13 protein-coding genes are annotated in these 15,765 nt (G+C 52.0%); 11 read left to right on the top strand and 2 right to left on the bottom strand.

All coding sequences use genetic code 11. From position 1 onward, the window contains the following. The first annotated feature begins 47 nt into the window (after positions 1-47). The 8 genes from C2I18_RS01260 to C2I18_RS01225 all read left to right on the top strand — a co-directional run bounded on the left by C2I18_RS01260 (position 48) and on the right by C2I18_RS01225 (position 9,879). Entirely contained in the window at positions 48-1,109 is a 1,062-nt protein-coding gene (locus tag C2I18_RS01260) for an ABC transporter substrate-binding protein (RefSeq protein ID WP_249899488.1), read from the top strand. Continuing rightward, positions 1,106-1,915, top strand: coding sequence for an alpha/beta hydrolase (locus C2I18_RS01255; protein ID WP_249899487.1), 810 nt, complete (start codon positions 1,106-1,108; stop codon positions 1,913-1,915). Before C2I18_RS01260 ends, C2I18_RS01255 begins: the two co-directional genes overlap by 4 nt. A gap of 1,492 nt (positions 1,916-3,407) precedes the next feature. Then, on the top strand, positions 3,408-4,367 hold the full coding sequence (locus C2I18_RS01250; protein WP_249899486.1) for an ATP-binding protein: 960 nt from the start codon (positions 3,408-3,410) through the stop codon (positions 4,365-4,367). Positions 4,368-4,395: 28 nt separating this feature from the next. Continuing rightward, on the top strand, positions 4,396-5,268 hold the full coding sequence (locus tag C2I18_RS01245; protein ID WP_249899485.1) for a tetratricopeptide repeat protein: 873 nt from the start codon (positions 4,396-4,398) through the stop codon (positions 5,266-5,268). Positions 5,269-5,310: 42 nt separating this feature from the next. After that, positions 5,311-5,469, top strand: coding sequence for a hypothetical protein (locus tag C2I18_RS01240; protein ID WP_249899484.1), 159 nt, complete (start codon positions 5,311-5,313; stop codon positions 5,467-5,469). Positions 5,470-5,799: 330 nt separating this feature from the next. After that, positions 5,800-7,425 carry a methyl-accepting chemotaxis protein gene (locus C2I18_RS01235; protein WP_249899483.1) on the top strand — a complete coding sequence of 542 codons (1,626 nt, stop codon included), beginning with the start codon at positions 5,800-5,802 and terminating at the stop codon, positions 7,423-7,425. A 15-nt stretch (positions 7,426-7,440) separates the two neighbouring features. Then, a complete protein-coding gene (locus C2I18_RS01230) occupies positions 7,441-7,875 on the top strand; it encodes a chemotaxis protein CheW (RefSeq protein ID WP_249899482.1) in 435 nt (144 codons plus the stop codon). An 18-nt stretch (positions 7,876-7,893) separates the two neighbouring features. Beyond that, positions 7,894-9,879 (top strand): chemotaxis protein CheA, encoded by a 1,986-nt coding sequence (locus C2I18_RS01225; RefSeq protein ID WP_249899481.1) that lies wholly within the window; start codon positions 7,894-7,896, stop codon positions 9,877-9,879. 80 nt (positions 9,880-9,959) lie between these two features. On the opposite strand, the gene C2I18_RS01220 is transcribed toward C2I18_RS01225, so the two are convergent. Then, complete coding sequence (locus C2I18_RS01220; protein WP_249899480.1) at positions 9,960-10,334, bottom strand: hypothetical protein; 375 nt, start codon at positions 10,332-10,334, stop codon at positions 9,960-9,962. A 242-nt stretch (positions 10,335-10,576) separates the two neighbouring features. On the opposite strand from C2I18_RS01220, the gene C2I18_RS01215 reads away from it, so the two are divergent. The 3 genes from C2I18_RS01215 (at position 10,577) to C2I18_RS01205 (ending at position 14,775) form a co-directional block, all read left to right on the top strand. Beyond that, a complete protein-coding gene (locus C2I18_RS01215; protein ID WP_249899479.1) occupies positions 10,577-11,698 on the top strand; it encodes a copper amine oxidase N-terminal domain-containing protein in 1,122 nt (373 codons plus the stop codon). 59 nt (positions 11,699-11,757) lie between these two features. Beyond that, a complete protein-coding gene (locus C2I18_RS01210; RefSeq protein ID WP_249899478.1) occupies positions 11,758-12,147 on the top strand; it encodes a hypothetical protein in 390 nt (129 codons plus the stop codon). Between the two features lie 255 nt (positions 12,148-12,402). Continuing rightward, the gene (locus C2I18_RS01205) at positions 12,403-14,775 is read left to right on the top strand and encodes a glycoside hydrolase family 95 protein (RefSeq protein ID WP_249902312.1); all 2,373 of its coding nucleotides are present in this window, start codon (positions 12,403-12,405) and stop codon (positions 14,773-14,775) included. Positions 14,776-14,779: 4 nt separating this feature from the next. Here C2I18_RS01205 and C2I18_RS01200 read toward each other — a convergent pair whose 3' ends face one another. After that, positions 14,780-15,655, bottom strand: a complete 876-nt coding sequence (locus C2I18_RS01200; RefSeq protein WP_249899477.1) for an AraC family transcriptional regulator — start codon at positions 15,653-15,655, stop codon at positions 14,780-14,782. Positions 15,656-15,765: the final 110 nt, after the last annotated feature.

The raw sequence follows: 15,765 nt of genomic DNA, 5'->3' as shown, positions 1-15,765 counted from the left end.
TTTATAATCTCCAATATTGAGAACGATTATCAATAAGGGGGATTTACATGATGCCACATCAATTACCATCTTCAAAAATACGGAAGCCGTGGCTTCCGGTAATTTTATGCCTGCTGCTTGTTGTGACACTGCTTGCCGGGTGCGGTTCAGACACTGCCGGGGACGGTGACAGTGCTGCGGCAGTGCAATCTGGCGCACAGGCAGCTCCCGCAGCGGAAGCTGAAGTATCGTCTGAAGCTTCTGCAGAACCGGAAGCGGTGCCTGCTGACCAAGCTGTATATCCGCTGACGGTTAAGGACGAGCTGGGTCATGAAGTTACAATTCCGGCTGCGCCGGAGCGGATTTTTGCACCATTCATGGAAGATTCGCTGGTGGTACTCGGCGTGAAGCCGGTGGGCCAATGGTCGAACAAAGGAAAAGGCCAGGAATATCTGCAGGATGAGCTTGGAGATGTTCCGCTCGTGGATTTCACCAGCGGACTGCCTTCACCGGAGGTAGTCATGGATATGAAGCCTGACCTGATCATTCTGCACAATGCCTTTTACGCCGAGAATGGCGTCTACGAGCAATACTCCAAAATTGCCCCTACCTATGTGTTCAAGCAGGCTGCGGGTGATCTCGATCATTCGGTAACCGTGCTCGGAGAATTGCTGGGCGAACAGAAGGCAGCTGCCAAAGGACTGGAGGAATACCGCAGCAAGGTTGATTCGGCCAAGGCGGAGCTTGCTCCGCATGTTAAAGATAAAAAGGCGCTGGTCATCCGTTTTAACTCCAGAGGCATGTTCCTGATGGGCAGCGTTTATAGCGGATTTGTGCTGGCGGAGGAGCTTGGCATTGTCCAGAGCAGTCTGGTTGCCGGCGAGAACAGTGTGGATCTGTCGCTGGAGCTGCTGCCGCAGATTGATGCGGATTATATCTTCCTGACTAATGATTCCGCGAACAGCGGAGAGACCTTTTATAAAGAACTCACGGACAGTGTAATCTGGAAGAGTATCCCGGCCGTCCAGGCAGGCCATGTATATGATGTGAACGATCATTACTGGCTCGGTGGAGGGCTGGTAGCCTATAGCAAAGTCATAGACGACGTGTTGGAGATCATAACGCCATGAATAAGCTGCTGGAACTAAGTTATCCGCATCTGGGCTGCGAAGAATACACTATTTATGCCGGTGAACGCCGGCTGGAATACCGGATTCTTATTTCTCATCCCTATGGTGAAGCCCCGCCGGAAGGATATCCCGTAGTATACGCACTGGACGGACACGCTGTATTTCATACCCTGGCGGAAACTGCACGCCTGCAGACCCGCAAGCCGCACGGCTTCGATCCTGTGGTCATAGTAGCGATAGGCTATCCTTCCGGAGAACCTTTTGATATGACCCGCCGCTGTTATGACTTCACGATACCTGCCGATGTGGAGACGCTGCCCAAGCGCCCGGATGACAGCGGATGGCCGGAGCATGGCGGTGCCGACAGCTTCCTGGACATCCTGCAGAACGAGATTATGCCGATGATCTCCGCCTTGTTCCCGGTGGACAAAAAGCGCCAGGCGCTGTTCGGCCATTCACTCGGCGGCCTCCTTGTGCTGCATGCGCTGTTCACCCGGCCGGACCTGGTTACCCATTTTGCCGCCGGCAGCCCATCCGTCTGGTGGGGGGACTATGCCGTGCTTGCGGAGCTGGAGCAATTCACTGCCGCTTATCCGGAGTTGAACCTGCAGCGCCGTCTGTTGATTACCATCGGTGCCGAGGAGCTGGATCACATGGTCGAAGATGCGGATAAGCTCCCGGCTCAGCTGGCGCAGCTGGCAGGCTCGGGACTGGAAGTCCATCTGGCCAAATTTCCGGAGGAGGGGCATGTCAGTGTGCTGCCCGCGGCTTTGAGCCGGCTGCTGAAGTTTGCGCTGCAGGTGTAGTCAGGAAGTTTAAACTTTACGGAGGGCCAAATGTAGACGAAAAACCGGGTACAATGCGCCACTGTGGCCGGTAATGTGCCAAATGTACATGAAAAACTGAGTACAATGCGCCACTGTGGCCGGTGATGTGAAATGTACACGAAAAACTGGGTACAATGCGCCACCGTGGCTGCTGATGTGCCAAATGTACACGAAAAACCGAGTACAATGCGCCACCGTGGCCGGTGATCTGCCAAATGTACACGAAAAACCGGGTACAATGCGCCACTGTGGCGGGTGAAGGGCCAAATGTACACGAAAAACCGGGTACAATGCGCCACGTGCGACTGATGGGCCAAATGTACACGAAAAACTGAGTACAATGCGCCACTGTGCCCGGTGATGTGCCAAATGTACACGAAAAACTGAGTACAATGCGCCACAGTGGCGGCTGATGTGCCAAATGTACACGAAAAACTGGGTACAATGCGCCCCTGGTCGGGTGAAGGGCCAAATGTACATGAAAAACTGGGTACAATGCGCCACTGTGGCCGGTGATGTGAAATGTACACGAAAAACTGGGTACAATGCGCCACCGTGGCTGCTGATGTGCCAAATGTACACGAAAAACCGAGTACAATGCGCCACCGTGGCCGGTGATCTGCCAAATGTACACGAAAAACCGGGTACTATGCGCCACTGTGGCGGGTGAAGGGCCAAATGTACACGAAAAACCGGGTACAATGCGCCACTGTGGCGGGTGAAGGGCCAAATGTACACGAAAAACCGGGTACAATGCGCCACTGTGGCGGGTGAAGGGCCAAATGTACACGAAAAACCGGGTACAATGCGCCACGTGCGACTGATGGGCCAAATGTACACGAAAAACTGAGTACAATGCGCCACTGTGCCCGGTGATGTGCCAAATGTACACGAAAAACTGAGTACAATGCGCCACAGTGGCGGCTGATGTGCCAAATGTACACGAAAAACTGAGTACAATGCGCCCCTGGTCGGGTGAAGGGCCAAATGTACATGAAAAACTGGGTACAATGCGCCACTGTGGCCGGTGATGTGAAATGTATACGAAAAACCGAGTACAATGCGCCACTGTGGCCGGTAATGTGCCAAATGTACACGAAAAACCGAGTACAATGCGCCACCGTGGTCGGTGATCTGCCAAATGTACACGAAAAACCGAGTACTATGCGCCACTGTGGCGGGTGAAGGGCCAAATGTACACGAAAAACCGGGTACAATGCGCCACTGTGGCGGGTGAAGGGCCAAATGTACACGAAAAACCGGGTACAATGCGCCACTGTGGCGGTATAAGGCCATTATTCCCGCCTATTATACTAAAAGCTACATCCGCTGCCGCAGCCCGGCAGCGGATTTTTCTGTGTAAATAGACGTACAGGCGCTTCCCATATGGTTAATTAAAGAGTTAAAGAGCATGATTGTCTGTTAGACTATATGGTAAAATTATCTTATTAACTTTAGGGGTGAACAAACAATGTCCGATGATCTAGACGAGCTGTCAGCAAAAAGACGCAATAAACTAAAACTCATTCAATTCAGCAAAGAAGATGAGGCCCTTATCGAGTCGGATAAACCCAAGGAGACTTTTGCGGATGTAGGCGGCCTCGAAGATGTGAAGAAAAAAATCAGAATGAATTTTATTCTGCCCCTGCAGCAGCCGGAGCTGTTCGCTGCGTACGGCAGGGAAGCAGGAGGCAGTCTCCTGCTGTTTGGTCCTCCGGACTGCGGCAAAACCTTTCTGGCCCGTGCGGTTGCCGGGGAGATTGAGGCCAATTTCCTGCATATTGAACTGCAGGCCATTCTGGCCATGTATGTCGGGCAGAGTGAGAACAACCTGCATAATATCTTTGAAAAAGCGAGAGAGAACAAGCCGTGTGTCATCTTCATTGATGAGCTGGATGCCATGGGCGGCAGCCGCCATCAGATGCGCCAGCATCATGACCGGATGCTGGTCAACCAGCTGCTGCTGGAGCTCGACGGCCTGCAGGCGCAGAACGATAATGTATTCGTCATCGGTGCGACCAACACGCCATGGTATCTGGACTCTGCGCTGCGCCGGCCGGGGCGTTTCAATCATCTTGTGTTTGTACCGCCGCCGGAAGAGGCTGAACGCCAGAGTATTCTTGGACTGAAGCTGGCAGGCAAGCCTGCCGCAGGCCTCAATCTGGCCAAAATCGCTGCAGACACCAAGCTGTTCTCCGGTGCAGATCTGGAGCAGGTCGTCAGCGATGCAGTCGAGGCTGCCATGGAACGCACCTTTGAAACAGGCGAAATTCAGCCGATTACGAACGAAGATCTGAAGAAGGCTGCCAAATCACGGAAAGCGACTACACTGGACTGGTTCTCGACAGCGAGAAATTATGCGACTTTCAGTGATGTCAACAAGGATTATCAGATTGTACTGGATTATATCAAGAAGCATGGAATAAAGTAGCGGCTACAGGAGCAGGAGGTCTAGGCCAGTGGAAAATGAATTCAGGGAGCGGACGCTGACTGCAGTGCAGCAGCTGATGAATATGAAGCGGTATAAGGAGGCGCTGGCTGAAGCCGAGCAGGTGCTGCGGGAGTCGCCGGAGGATCCGGATATTTTTGCGCTGATTGCTCATATTTATAGTCTGCTGGACGACCATGAGAAGGCCTTATACTGGGCGCAGGAAGCGCTGAGCCGGGAGCCGGAGCAGGAGGTAGCCTGGTTTGTCCGTGTCAACATCTACTATGAGACCGAGAATCAGAAGGCGCTGAATGAAGCGCTGCAGGAAGCGATGCGGATTGATCCCTATGAACCTCATTACTATTATCTCAAAGCAAACGTGCTGAACAAGAAAGGGAAATATAAGGAGTCCCGGGAACAGCTGCTGCAGGCGCTGGAGCTCAGGCCGGAAAACCCGCTGTATTTGGCGACACTGAGCTACACGGAGGCGCTGCTGGGCAACCTTGAAGAGTCGGCAAGACTGGACCGCATTGCGATCCGATATGATGCTGAAATGCCGTATGTGCTGCTGTATCTGGCATGGGCGGCGGGACAGCGCGGAGATTATGAGCTTAAAGAAACTTATATGAAAAATGCGGTCAGGCTCAGTCCTGACGACAAGCAGATGCAGGATGAGTTCCTGGAGGCGCTGCAGGAGCGGAACAGGCTGTTCCGTATCTTTTTATGGCCGGGCCGGATGTTCCGCAGGATGAAACGCTGGCAGATCCTGGTGGGCTGGTTTGCTGTATGGCTGCTGTTCAGGCCGTTAGTTATTGTATTTATTGTGCTCTATGTCTTAATGCACTGGATCACTAAAGGAATCGTGCATGTTCAGGTATTCGGCTGGCGTCGCAGGGGTTCCTGACGATAAAGGAGCTGCTTCATGTGCAAGGAATCATTCAATACTATGAGGAATATGATGAGGCTGCCCGGCTTACGACCGATCGCCAGAAGTGACCCGGACTGCTTCTGGACAGATGCTTATTTTCATACTCCGGATGAGATTGAGGCATTGTTTGGACGCTTTGATGCCGACAAGCTGGAGCACGCTTCTGCTGACGTATAGGCAGACTTATGGCCGGTACCATCAACAACCTGACAACTGAGCAATTTGAATTGTGGAAGTCGTATCATCTGCGGACCTGCAGCGAGCCTTCGGCGCTCGGACTCAGCAATCATGGCCTGTACCTAGGCCGTAAGCGGATATAAAGATCTTTTGTCCCCGTTACCAGTGGATTTAATCCATAGGCAGCGGGGATTTTCTGTGTTAAAAGAAGAATATAAAATGTTTTAAAATTCCAAAAATAAGCTATTCAAAAATGATCGAATAATGTCGAAATATATCTAAGCTGTCTGCCGGATCTGCAAGGGAGTGTTGTAGCAGGGGGAGTCTGGCGTGACGCACATCATAGCATCCCAGGGGGAGTATGTCATGAAATGGTATGGCAATTTGAAAACAGCAACTAAGATAATCTCCGCGTTTTTAGTTGTGGCAGCAGTACTGGCGGGCCTTGGAGTTTATTCCATATTCACGCTGCGGGGTATGAATGACAACATGGATGAAATGTACGACAACAATCTTACTTCGGTAAAAGAATTGTCGGCAGCACAGATTAATTTTCAGACCATGAGCGTTCTGGTGCGTGACATGAGCGCAGAGAACGTTCCTGCAGAAGTGGCAAAGATTAAAGAAAACATCGGCAAAGTCCGCGAGAACATCGGCCAAAAGGTAAATAACTACCGTCCGCTCGCTTCAACAACAGAGGAGCAGGAGCTGCTGAAAGCCTTCGATACGGAATTCGCTGCCTATCTGGAGGTTTTTGATCAGAGCCTGACTCTGGCCGAGACGGATGATCTTATAGCTTTTAATGACTTCTATAAAACGGCTCTTAAGCAGCAGGCGGATCAAAGCAGCGGCCTTTTAGGCGAACTGATCGACGTCAATACCAGCCTGGCGGATAAAACAAACGATGGGGCAAAAGAAACGTATACCACATCGCTTGCCATCACCGTCTCCATTGTTATCATAGCGATTCTTTTCAGCATTCTGGTCGGTTATCTCATCGCCCGTTCGATTGCACGTCCGCTCACGCAGATGCTGGGACTGGCGACTGAGGTGGCTGGCGGCAATCTGACGCTGAAATCGGATGTTACGTCCAAGGACGAAGTAGGCCAGCTGGCCGCTGCGCTGAACCGGATGGTAGACAACTTAAGAGAGCTGATCAACGGGATTGTAATGAACTCGCAAAGCGTAGCTGCCTCTTCCGAGCAAATATCAGCCAGCACAGAAGAAATTGCCGGCTCCAGCACGAGCCAGTCTGCGGCTGCTGCCAATATTACGGAGCTCTTCAGAGAGCTGTCTGCAGCTATTAATTCTGTAGCCATCAGTGCGGAGGAAGCAGCGGAGCTGTCGAACGAGACGGTAAGGACCGCCCGTGAAGGCGGATATGTAGTGGAGACGTCGCTGCAGGGGATGCAGGCTGTGAATGTGAAAATGTCCCAGCTTGAAGACGATTCCCGTCAAATCGGCGATATTATCGAAGTTATTGACGATATCGCGGAGCAGACGAACCTGCTGGCGCTGAATGCGGCCATTGAGGCTGCCCGTGCGGGTGAACAGGGACGCGGCTTTGCCGTAGTGGCTGATGAAGTACGCAAGCTTGCAGAACGAAGCAGCGAAGCGACCAAAGAGATTACGAAGATTATCAAGGCGATGCAGGAAAATACAAAGCAAAGTGTCCGGGCAGTAGCGGAAAGTGTGGAACAATCCTCGATGACCAGCCAGGCTTTTGAACAAATTATTGCCATGGTTAACAATTCATCCCTGAAGGTAAATGAAATTGCCGCAGCATGTGAAGAGGAATCCGCACAGGCAGCCGAAGTCATGAGCTCGGTCGAAGCCATCTCGGCCTCCAGTGAAGAGTCTGCTGCCGCATCGGAAGAGACCGCTGCTACCTGCCAGTCCTTGGCTCAGCTCTCGGAAGAACTGGCCAATTCCGCGGCTGCTTTCAAAACACATTAATCCTACAGACTGAAGGTGAAGCCCGTGTCCTCCGTTCAAAAAGAACAATATATTGAGCTTGCTGTAGGTGCCGAGACCTGCGCAATCCGCATCGAAGAGATTCATGAAATTATCAAAATGCTAAGCATTACAGATATCCCGTTCAGTAGGCACGAAGTAAAAGGTGTCGTGAACCTCCGGGGAAAGGTCGTCTGTGTCATGAGCCTGCGCAATCTGCTGGGCATGTCCGATGAGCCTTACACTCGGGAGACGCGGATTATCGTCGTCCGCAGCCGGGAAGAATTTGTAGGCCTGATCGTTGATAAAGTAAATAAAGTAACGACTTATGAAGAAATTCACCCGCCTTCAGGGGGGAACAGCCGTAGCCGGGAAGGTGTGTTCCTCGGAATCGGACAGCAAGGGGATCAGCTGGTAGGAATACTGAAGCTCGAGGAAATATTGGGCGGATAGGAAGGAGAACAAGGAATAATGATGGAGCTGTCTGCCTATCGTGATATTTTTATTGAAGAGCTGAATGATCAGCTGGAGCGGATGGATCAGTCCTTGCTTGAACTGGAGCAAGCTCCTTCTCCCGGGCTCATTCAGACCCTGTTCCGGGCGGCGCATACGATTAAGGGTTCGTCCTCGACTATGGCTTTCCGTGAAATGAGCGATTTGACCCATGAAGTGGAATATGCCCTGGAATGGGTGAGGGAGAAAAAGCCTGTAATCAGCGGAGAGCTGATTGATACGCTGTTCAAAGCGCTGGATGCGATGAAGACGCTGCGGAGCCAATACATCAGCGGACAGGACTATGCGGATTGCAGTGCAGTAGTGACAGAGATCAAGGCGCTGATCAATAAGCCTGCAGCGCCCACGCCCGTGCCTGCGCCAGTAATGAGTGCTGAAGAAATACGGAAGGCTGAGGAAGCGGCTGCCGGCGGCAAGCAGCTGCTGGCGGTTAACGTTACGCTTACAGCCGAATGCCAGATGAAGGCGGCACGGCACTTCATCATGCTGCAGCGGATCGGAGATGTCTGCGGCGAGGTCATTGCTGTTTCCCTTCCGACTGAGGTTCCCGCCGCAGGCGATGAGGATGACCGTTACGGAAGATTTATGGTTATCATTGCTTCGGAGAAGGAATTGAATCAGATCCCGGCTCTCCTGGGGGGAGATTCCGATGTCCTGTCGCTTACGGCGGCTCCTTACAAGCTGGAGAAACCAGGCGGTGCAGAGGTTTCTGCACGGCAGTCTGCTGTTCCGCTGCAGTCACCACAGCCGGCTGAAGAACGCGCCAAAGGCAGCCAGGCTACAGTCCGGGTCAGCGTAGAGAGGCTGGACCATCTGATGAATCTCGTCGGGGAACTGCTGATTGACCAGACCTCGCTGGCAGACCTGAACGCCTCCGGCCTGAGGAATGACCCGGCCAAGGTGCTGCAAAGCATCGGCAGCGTGTCTGACCACATGGGCAGCGTCATTAAAGAACTGCAGGAAGGTGTAATGAAAACACGGATGCTGCCGATCGACCAGCTGTTCAGCCGCTTCCCGCGTATGGTCAGAGACCTGTCGCAAAAGCTGGGCAAGGATATTGAGCTTCTTGTCGAAGGCGGCGAGACAGAGCTGGACCGGATGATTATTGAGGAGCTGAGCGATCCGCTGATCCATCTCATCCGTAACAGTGCGGATCACGGTATTGAGCAGCCGGAGCTGAGGACTTCACTGGGCAAACCGGCCAAGGGCAGGATCACGCTTACTTCCTACCATGAGGAGAACCATGTTGTCATCCGTCTGCAGGATGACGGGAAGGGGATCGATGCGGAGAAGATCAAGGCCTCTGCTTTGGGCAAAGGGATCATTACAGAGGACCAGGCAACCCATTTGACAGCGCTGGAAGCTGTTCATCTTATTTTTGAGCCGGGCTTCTCGACAGCGTCCGAAGTGAGTGATGTATCCGGCCGCGGTGTCGGGATGGACATCGTCCGGAGCCAGATCGGGCGGCTCAATGGTATCATCGATATAGAAACAGAGCCGGGACAGGGGACCTGCTTCACGATCAGGCTGCCGCTGACCCTGGCGATTATCAAGGGACTGCTTGTAAAGGTATCCGGCCGGGTGCTGATTCTCCCGATGTATAATATTGCGGAGATCGTGCGGATAGTCCCGGACGAGATTCAGACGGTACAAGGAGCACAAGCGATCCTCAATCATGGCCGGATTGTGCCGCTCTCCTGGCTGCATGACAAGCTGCATTATCCGCATGCGCAGCGGAGCTCCAGGACGATTCCGGTCGTCATCGTCAGATCGGTTGATAAAATTGCCGCTTATGCGGTGGATGAAATTATCGGCAACCAGGAGGTTGTGATCAAAAACCTGGGCTCTCATTTGGGGACGATGCAGCATTTATCCGGTGCAACGATTCTGGGCAACGGCAAGGTTGCGCTCATTCTGGATGCTTCGTATCTCGTCAGTCATTAACAACAAGGATGTTTCATCAGCTGGATGTTGCAGCTGCTGAAACATCTTTTTTTAATCAGAGAGATTATATTAAGCCAGTCTTATTCCGGCTCCGGCAATTTCCCGGTTTTAAGCTGCAGCTGCTGCTCCTCCAGAGCCTTCTGGTTCAATTGCAGCTCATCCCTGTAGCTGTTGATCTTCAGCTGAAGCTTGCGCAGCATCTCAAGCTGCATTTCGTTCACACGCTCTTCGGCACAGAACGCTGAACAGGACAGAAACCCGTCCGTATAAGACTTCGTTTCATCCACAACCGTATTGAGCTTCTCCTTATAGATTCTTTTTACAGGTCCGCTCTCCGGCTTAATCTCGTAATAACGGTTGGTCTCCAGCAAAAGCTTCCAGTGACTTACCTTGATATCAAATTCATCTTTTTCTATTTCTGCTGACACTTTGACTATTCTTATCTGACTGCTCATGGTACAGTGTTCCTCCTGCATCCCATCCTCCGGACGGGCTTGAAATTCTCCTTTATGGACTTTGAGATTATAGCATGCGGACGGGCTGTTTCCTACTGGAATATATATTACAAAAGTTTAAAAAGACTAAGTCTAAACACGTGATATTATGATATTTTCTTAACCTGCAACTTTTTGGAAAATAAGGAGTCTGATAAGTGAACCGATTAGAGACAACAAATTCCGGAAAGGCAGGTTATTCAATGAAAAGGCTATGGTTACTGGTACCGGTGCTGCTTATGGTGTGCATGTTACCGGCAATGGCGTCTGCGGCTGGGACAGCTTATTTTAAATACACTTATGATGGAGGCGGACAAGTCACAACTAACGCATTGTTAAAGGACGGGACGGTTTATGTAAGCGCAGGTATTATGGAAAGCGCCGGTCTCCGGGTCACCTGGGATAAGGCTCAGAAGCAGGCCATGTTCCGGGGCTGGCAGAAATCCGTTAAGGTCACTGTGGGGGGCAGAACTGCAGCCATTGACGGCAAAGCCGTATCTTTAGGAGGAGTCCCCTTCCGTTACAGGGATGAGCTGTATGTTCCGGCGCGTTTTCTGGTACAGGCTTTGGACGGGCAGTCTGTAAGCTGGGATGCACAGCAGCGCGTATATACAGCCAGTGGAATTCATTCCTATGAAAGCACGTCTGCAACATACGGAGGGGTAACCTACACCGTTGATAAAAAGAACGGAAAGTTATATACGGCAACTCCTGCAGGCGGAATGCGTCTAATGGCGGACCTGGGGTCACAGCTGTATGATATGGTGAATTTTGATTTTAAAAAGACGGGAAAAGGTCTGATCTACCTGACCATCACCGATGTGTACGGGGAGCCGCATATCAACAACAAGTGGTACACCCTGATCATCAAAGACGGAATGGTTATCCGCCAGGCCAGTGTCCACTACTGGAAACGTTATGGGGATAATGTGAAAATGTACGGCAGCAGCCTGCTGCTGACTGACGGCAGAACACTGCGCGTGATTGAAGACGGTACGGGTAAAGTAACAGCAACCCTTGATCTGGTAAAGCTCGGCGGTGAGGAGGACAGCTATCTGGTAGAGGGCATGGATGATGATTTTCTCCTGATCCGCCCGAATGATAAAGGGCTGCTGATGCTTATTGACCGGCACACCGGAGAGAAAACGCTGCTGTATAAGGAACTGCTTGATCCGGATCAGCAGGAATATGCGGAAATGAATGATGTTCCGTTCTTCGGGGATCAGCTGCAGTACCTGCGGCGGGAGGGCAATACGCTGTACTTTGAGAACGGGGCGGTCAGGGACGGCCGGGAATACCCGTATGTCCTTAAAGGCATGTCATGAGCCGGATGGTAAAAGGAAAGAGGCATAGGGTTTTTGCCGGGAGCGTAATCCTGCTGATAATGATTGGATTAATCTTTGCCTACAGTGCATCCGGCAGCAGCCAGATTACTTCGGTCAGGCTTATCTGTACCGATCTTTGCCAGCAGAGCAATCCTGCTGCTCCGAAACCGTTTGATGAGAGACTTTATGAAGCCGAAGCTGAAACCGCAGTGTTCAAAAAGGCGATGGACAATGCTGAGGAAATGCTGGGAGAGGTTGATTATGGCGTGTATTTTACAATGCACCTTACGTATAAGGATGGCACTCAAAAGGAGTATGTATTAAATATTGACCGTGAACGGGGAAAAGGCTACGAAGGCCTGCTGGTAGCGGATGTAGGACAGTATAGCAAAGCATATTCTATTCCGGCAAAATATCATGACGAGTTAAATGAGCTGATCTACGAATAAGAAGCTTGGGAAAAGTAGCCGGACAGGTGCGGGAAAGGATTCCGTTATCTGTCCGGTTTTTTGCTGCAATCCGGGGAGCACTGCCGCCCCGAATGTGCGGCAAAATATCAAAATATGTTATAAACATGCAAGTTCCCGGCCTTAACTGCCTGCTGTACTTGGTATACAATGATCAATGAAAGCAGCAATAATTTATATCCTTACTATTTAAAATTTGTTACATTGAATTTGCCGGGAGGGCAGCTCTACATGACAATGAATATTCAGTTTCGTATCCCTGCATCACACTGGGTGGAGGCACTGCCGGTGGGCAATGGCCGTCTCGGTGCAATGGTCTTCGGCGGGATTGAGAAGGAACGGCTGGCATTGAACGAGGACACGCTATGGTCCGGAGCACCAGGTGACTGGAACAATCCCGCGGCCAAAGAGCTGCTTCCCAAAGTCAGGGAGCTTCTAGCGGAGCAGCGCTATGAGGAAGCGGATCAGCTGTGCAGGAAAATGATGGGACCCTACACCCAATCTTATCTGCCCTTCGGAGATCTTCATCTGAACATGGAGCATGGCCAGTCCGCACAGGACTATACCCGGAAGCTGAATTTGGCAACTGGAATTGTAAGCGTATCCTACAGGATTGGCAGTGTGAAGTATACGCGTGAAATTTTCGCCTCATACCCTGATCAGGTAATCGTTGTGCGGCTTGCAGCCAGTAAAGAAGGGGCATTGCATTTCCGGGCAACGCTGGACAGCCCGCTGCAATATGAGGCAGCTTTTGACGGGCAGCAGCTTACCATTTCCGGTACAGCGCCTGAATATGTCGCTCCTAACTATCATCATGTAGATGAGCCTGTCCGTTATGGTGCGCCGGGATCGCTGGAGGCCCTGCAGTTTCACGGCCGATTGGCTGCAGTAACCGAAGGGGGCCGGATCACGGCTTCGTCCAGCGGACTTCAGATTCACGGTGCGACGGAAGCGGTTCTCTACTTCAGTGCGGCAACCAACTTCGATGTTTTGACAGGCGGTATTCATGCTGCAGTACACCCGGGCCGGCTGACAGCCGGTTTCATTGAAGCATTGGCAGGAAAGCATTACGCCGGAATCCGGGAAAGCCATCTGGCTGACCACGGGCAATTATTCGGCAGAATGGAGCTGCATTTGGGCAAAGCCCTTGCGCCTGCAGATATGCCGACAGATCAGCGGATTGCTGAATACGGAAGCCGTGATCCCGGCCTGGTCGAACTTCTGTTCCATTACGGACGTTATCTGCTCATCGCAAGCTCACGCCCTGGAACGCAGCCGGCGAATCTGCAGGGCATCTGGAATGAGGCTACGCGTGCACCATGGAGCAGCAACTATACCCTTAATATCAATGCACAAATGAATTATTGGCCGGCAGAGATCTGTAACCTTGCCGAGCTGCATCAGCCCCTGCTTCATTATATTGGCCGGCTTGCGGTTAACGGCAGGAAGACTGCAGAGGTTAATTACGGCGCACGGGGATGGGCAGCCCACCATAACTCTGATTTATGGGCACAAAGTGCTCCCGTAGGCGATTACGGCGCCGGTGATCCGGTGTGGGCATTCTGGCCGATGGGCGGGGTATGGCTGACCCAGCATCTATGGGAGCATTACTTATTCGGCGGGGACAAAGGTTATCTGAAGGACACAGCCTATCCCCTTATGAAGGAATCCGCCTTATTCTGTCTGGACTGGCTGATTGAGAACAAGGAAGGATATCTGATCACTTCCCCTTCCACCTCGCCGGAGCACAAGTTTGTCATTGACGGGCGGGAGTACGCTGTCAGCGAAGCTTCTACCATGGACCTGTCGCTGATTGCGGAATGCTTCGATAACTGCCTGCAGGCAGCGGAAATCCTTGGAGAAGATGAGGAGTTCGCCGGCACCTTGCGTACTGCCAGGGAGCGGCTGCTGCCGCTTGGCACCGGGTCGCAGGGCCGGCTGCGGGAATGGTCCTTTGAAGCGGAAGACCAGGATGTGCATCACCGGCATGTCTCGCATCTGGTAGGGGTGTATCCCGGAAGGCTGATTACCGGAGCGACTGAGCCTGAATTATTTCAGGCAGCCAGACAATCGCTTGAAATCCGCGGAGACGGAGGCACCGGCTGGAGCCTGGGCTGGAAAATCAGCTTATGGGCCCGGTTCAAGGACGGCACCCGCGCAGAACAGCTGATTACCAATCTTCTGACACTGATTAAGCCGGATGAACCGGGCAATCATCAGCGGGGCGGAGTGTATCCGAATTTGTTCGACGCGCATCCGCCGTTCCAGATTGACGGTAACTTTGCGGCGGCTGCAGGGATTGCGGAAATGCTGCTGCAATCCCACCAGGGATACCTTGAACTGCTGCCGGCACTGCCGGATGCCTGGCCTGAAGGATTTGTGAAGGGACTGCGGGCCAGAGGGGGCTATGAAGTCGATATCGACTGGAGCAGCGGGACCTTGACACAGGCTGTGATTACACCGTCGCGCACACAGATTTGCAGACTGGCTGCTGTTCAGGGCATCAGGATTTCCGGTGACGGCAGAGCAGTGGAGTATGCAGCCGTAGGAGACGGCACTTTAGAATTCACAGCGGAAGAAGGCAAGCGCTATACAATCACTGCTGTCTGACCGCTCAATACATTCCGGATTGATTCTGTCTGTATTTGTTGGGAGTCATGCCCGTGAAGGCTTTGAATATCCGGTAAAAATGGGTCGGCGTCTCGTATCCGCACTGCTCGGAAATGTCATGGATATTGTTGTCCGTGCGGCTTAACAGTTCCTTGGCACGGATAACCCGTTTGGCATTGACGTACTGGGTGACATTCATGGTGGTCAGCTGTTTGAACACACGTGAGAAATGCGGCGCCGACACATTTGCCCTTTCTGCAAGCCGGGCGAGGGAGGCTTCCCGTTCAGGATGCTCATCGATATCGTGCAGTACCTCCTTTATCCAGGAGGGTCCGACACGGGGTTCTCCCGCCGGACGATGCCCGCTTACCGACTGGATATACCGGTTAATCTGCAGCAGCAGCTGGCAGGTAATCAGCTTGACTGCCTCATGGTAACCCGGCTTGCGGTCAGCCAGCTCCTGGTGGATTTGTCCCAGCGCCGTTTCGGTAACAGATACAAGAGCTGCAGGCTGCTCGATCCGGTACATTCTTTTTTTACGGGCAAAATCAAAGCACAGCAGGCTGTGGTAGGAATCGTCGATTCGCTCCATAGCGAGCAGGGTAGGGGCAAAGAACAACGCTGAAGACACAATGGGGTCCTCGTTATGGGGCAGGGAGTGATGGATGGTATTGCCCGGAATAATAAAAAGATCGCCCTGTTTTTTCTCATACCATGTATTATCGATAAAAAAAACGCCTTTTCCCTGATGTATGTACACAAGCTCATACTGGTCATGCAGATGGTCAGGGAGCTCATTAATCTGTTTTTTTACATTTTTGTAACCGAGTTCAAAGGGGAACAGGGGATCGCCGAAAAAGGGTTTGCGGATGGGCTTCACTGGTATCGTTCCTTTTAAAGTGAATTGGATTATAGGCTCAAGATATCAAAAAAAGTTATAAAAAAGCAAGTTTTCATGATTATTTACTATGAATCGCAAGGGGTGTGCAG

Origin of the sequence: Paenibacillus sp. PK3_47 (assembly GCF_023520895.1) — a bacterium.
Lineage (GTDB): Bacteria > Bacillota > Bacilli > Paenibacillales > Paenibacillaceae > Paenibacillus_AQ.
The sequence above is the reverse complement of the archived record's forward strand: the minus strand, read 5'-3'. Positions and strand labels throughout refer to the sequence as shown.

Coding starts and splice junctions, on each gene's coding strand:
- C2I18_RS01260 (WP_249899488.1), top strand. CDS start 48: ATGATGCCACATCAATTACCATCTTCAAAAATACGGAAGCCGTGGCTT.
- C2I18_RS01255 (WP_249899487.1), top strand. CDS start 1,106: ATGAATAAGCTGCTGGAACTAAGTTATCCGCATCTGGGCTGCGAAGAA.
- C2I18_RS01250 (WP_249899486.1), top strand. CDS start 3,408: ATGTCCGATGATCTAGACGAGCTGTCAGCAAAAAGACGCAATAAACTA.
- C2I18_RS01240 (WP_249899484.1), top strand. CDS start 5,311: ATGAGGAATATGATGAGGCTGCCCGGCTTACGACCGATCGCCAGAAGT.
- C2I18_RS01225 (WP_249899481.1), top strand. CDS start 7,894: ATGATGGAGCTGTCTGCCTATCGTGATATTTTTATTGAAGAGCTGAAT.
- C2I18_RS01220 (WP_249899480.1), bottom strand. CDS start 10,334: ATGAGCAGTCAGATAAGAATAGTCAAAGTGTCAGCAGAAATAGAAAAA.
- C2I18_RS01215 (WP_249899479.1), top strand. CDS start 10,577: ATGAAAAGGCTATGGTTACTGGTACCGGTGCTGCTTATGGTGTGCATG.
- C2I18_RS01210 (WP_249899478.1), top strand. CDS start 11,758: ATGATTGGATTAATCTTTGCCTACAGTGCATCCGGCAGCAGCCAGATT.
- C2I18_RS01205 (WP_249902312.1), top strand. CDS start 12,403: ATGAATATTCAGTTTCGTATCCCTGCATCACACTGGGTGGAGGCACTG.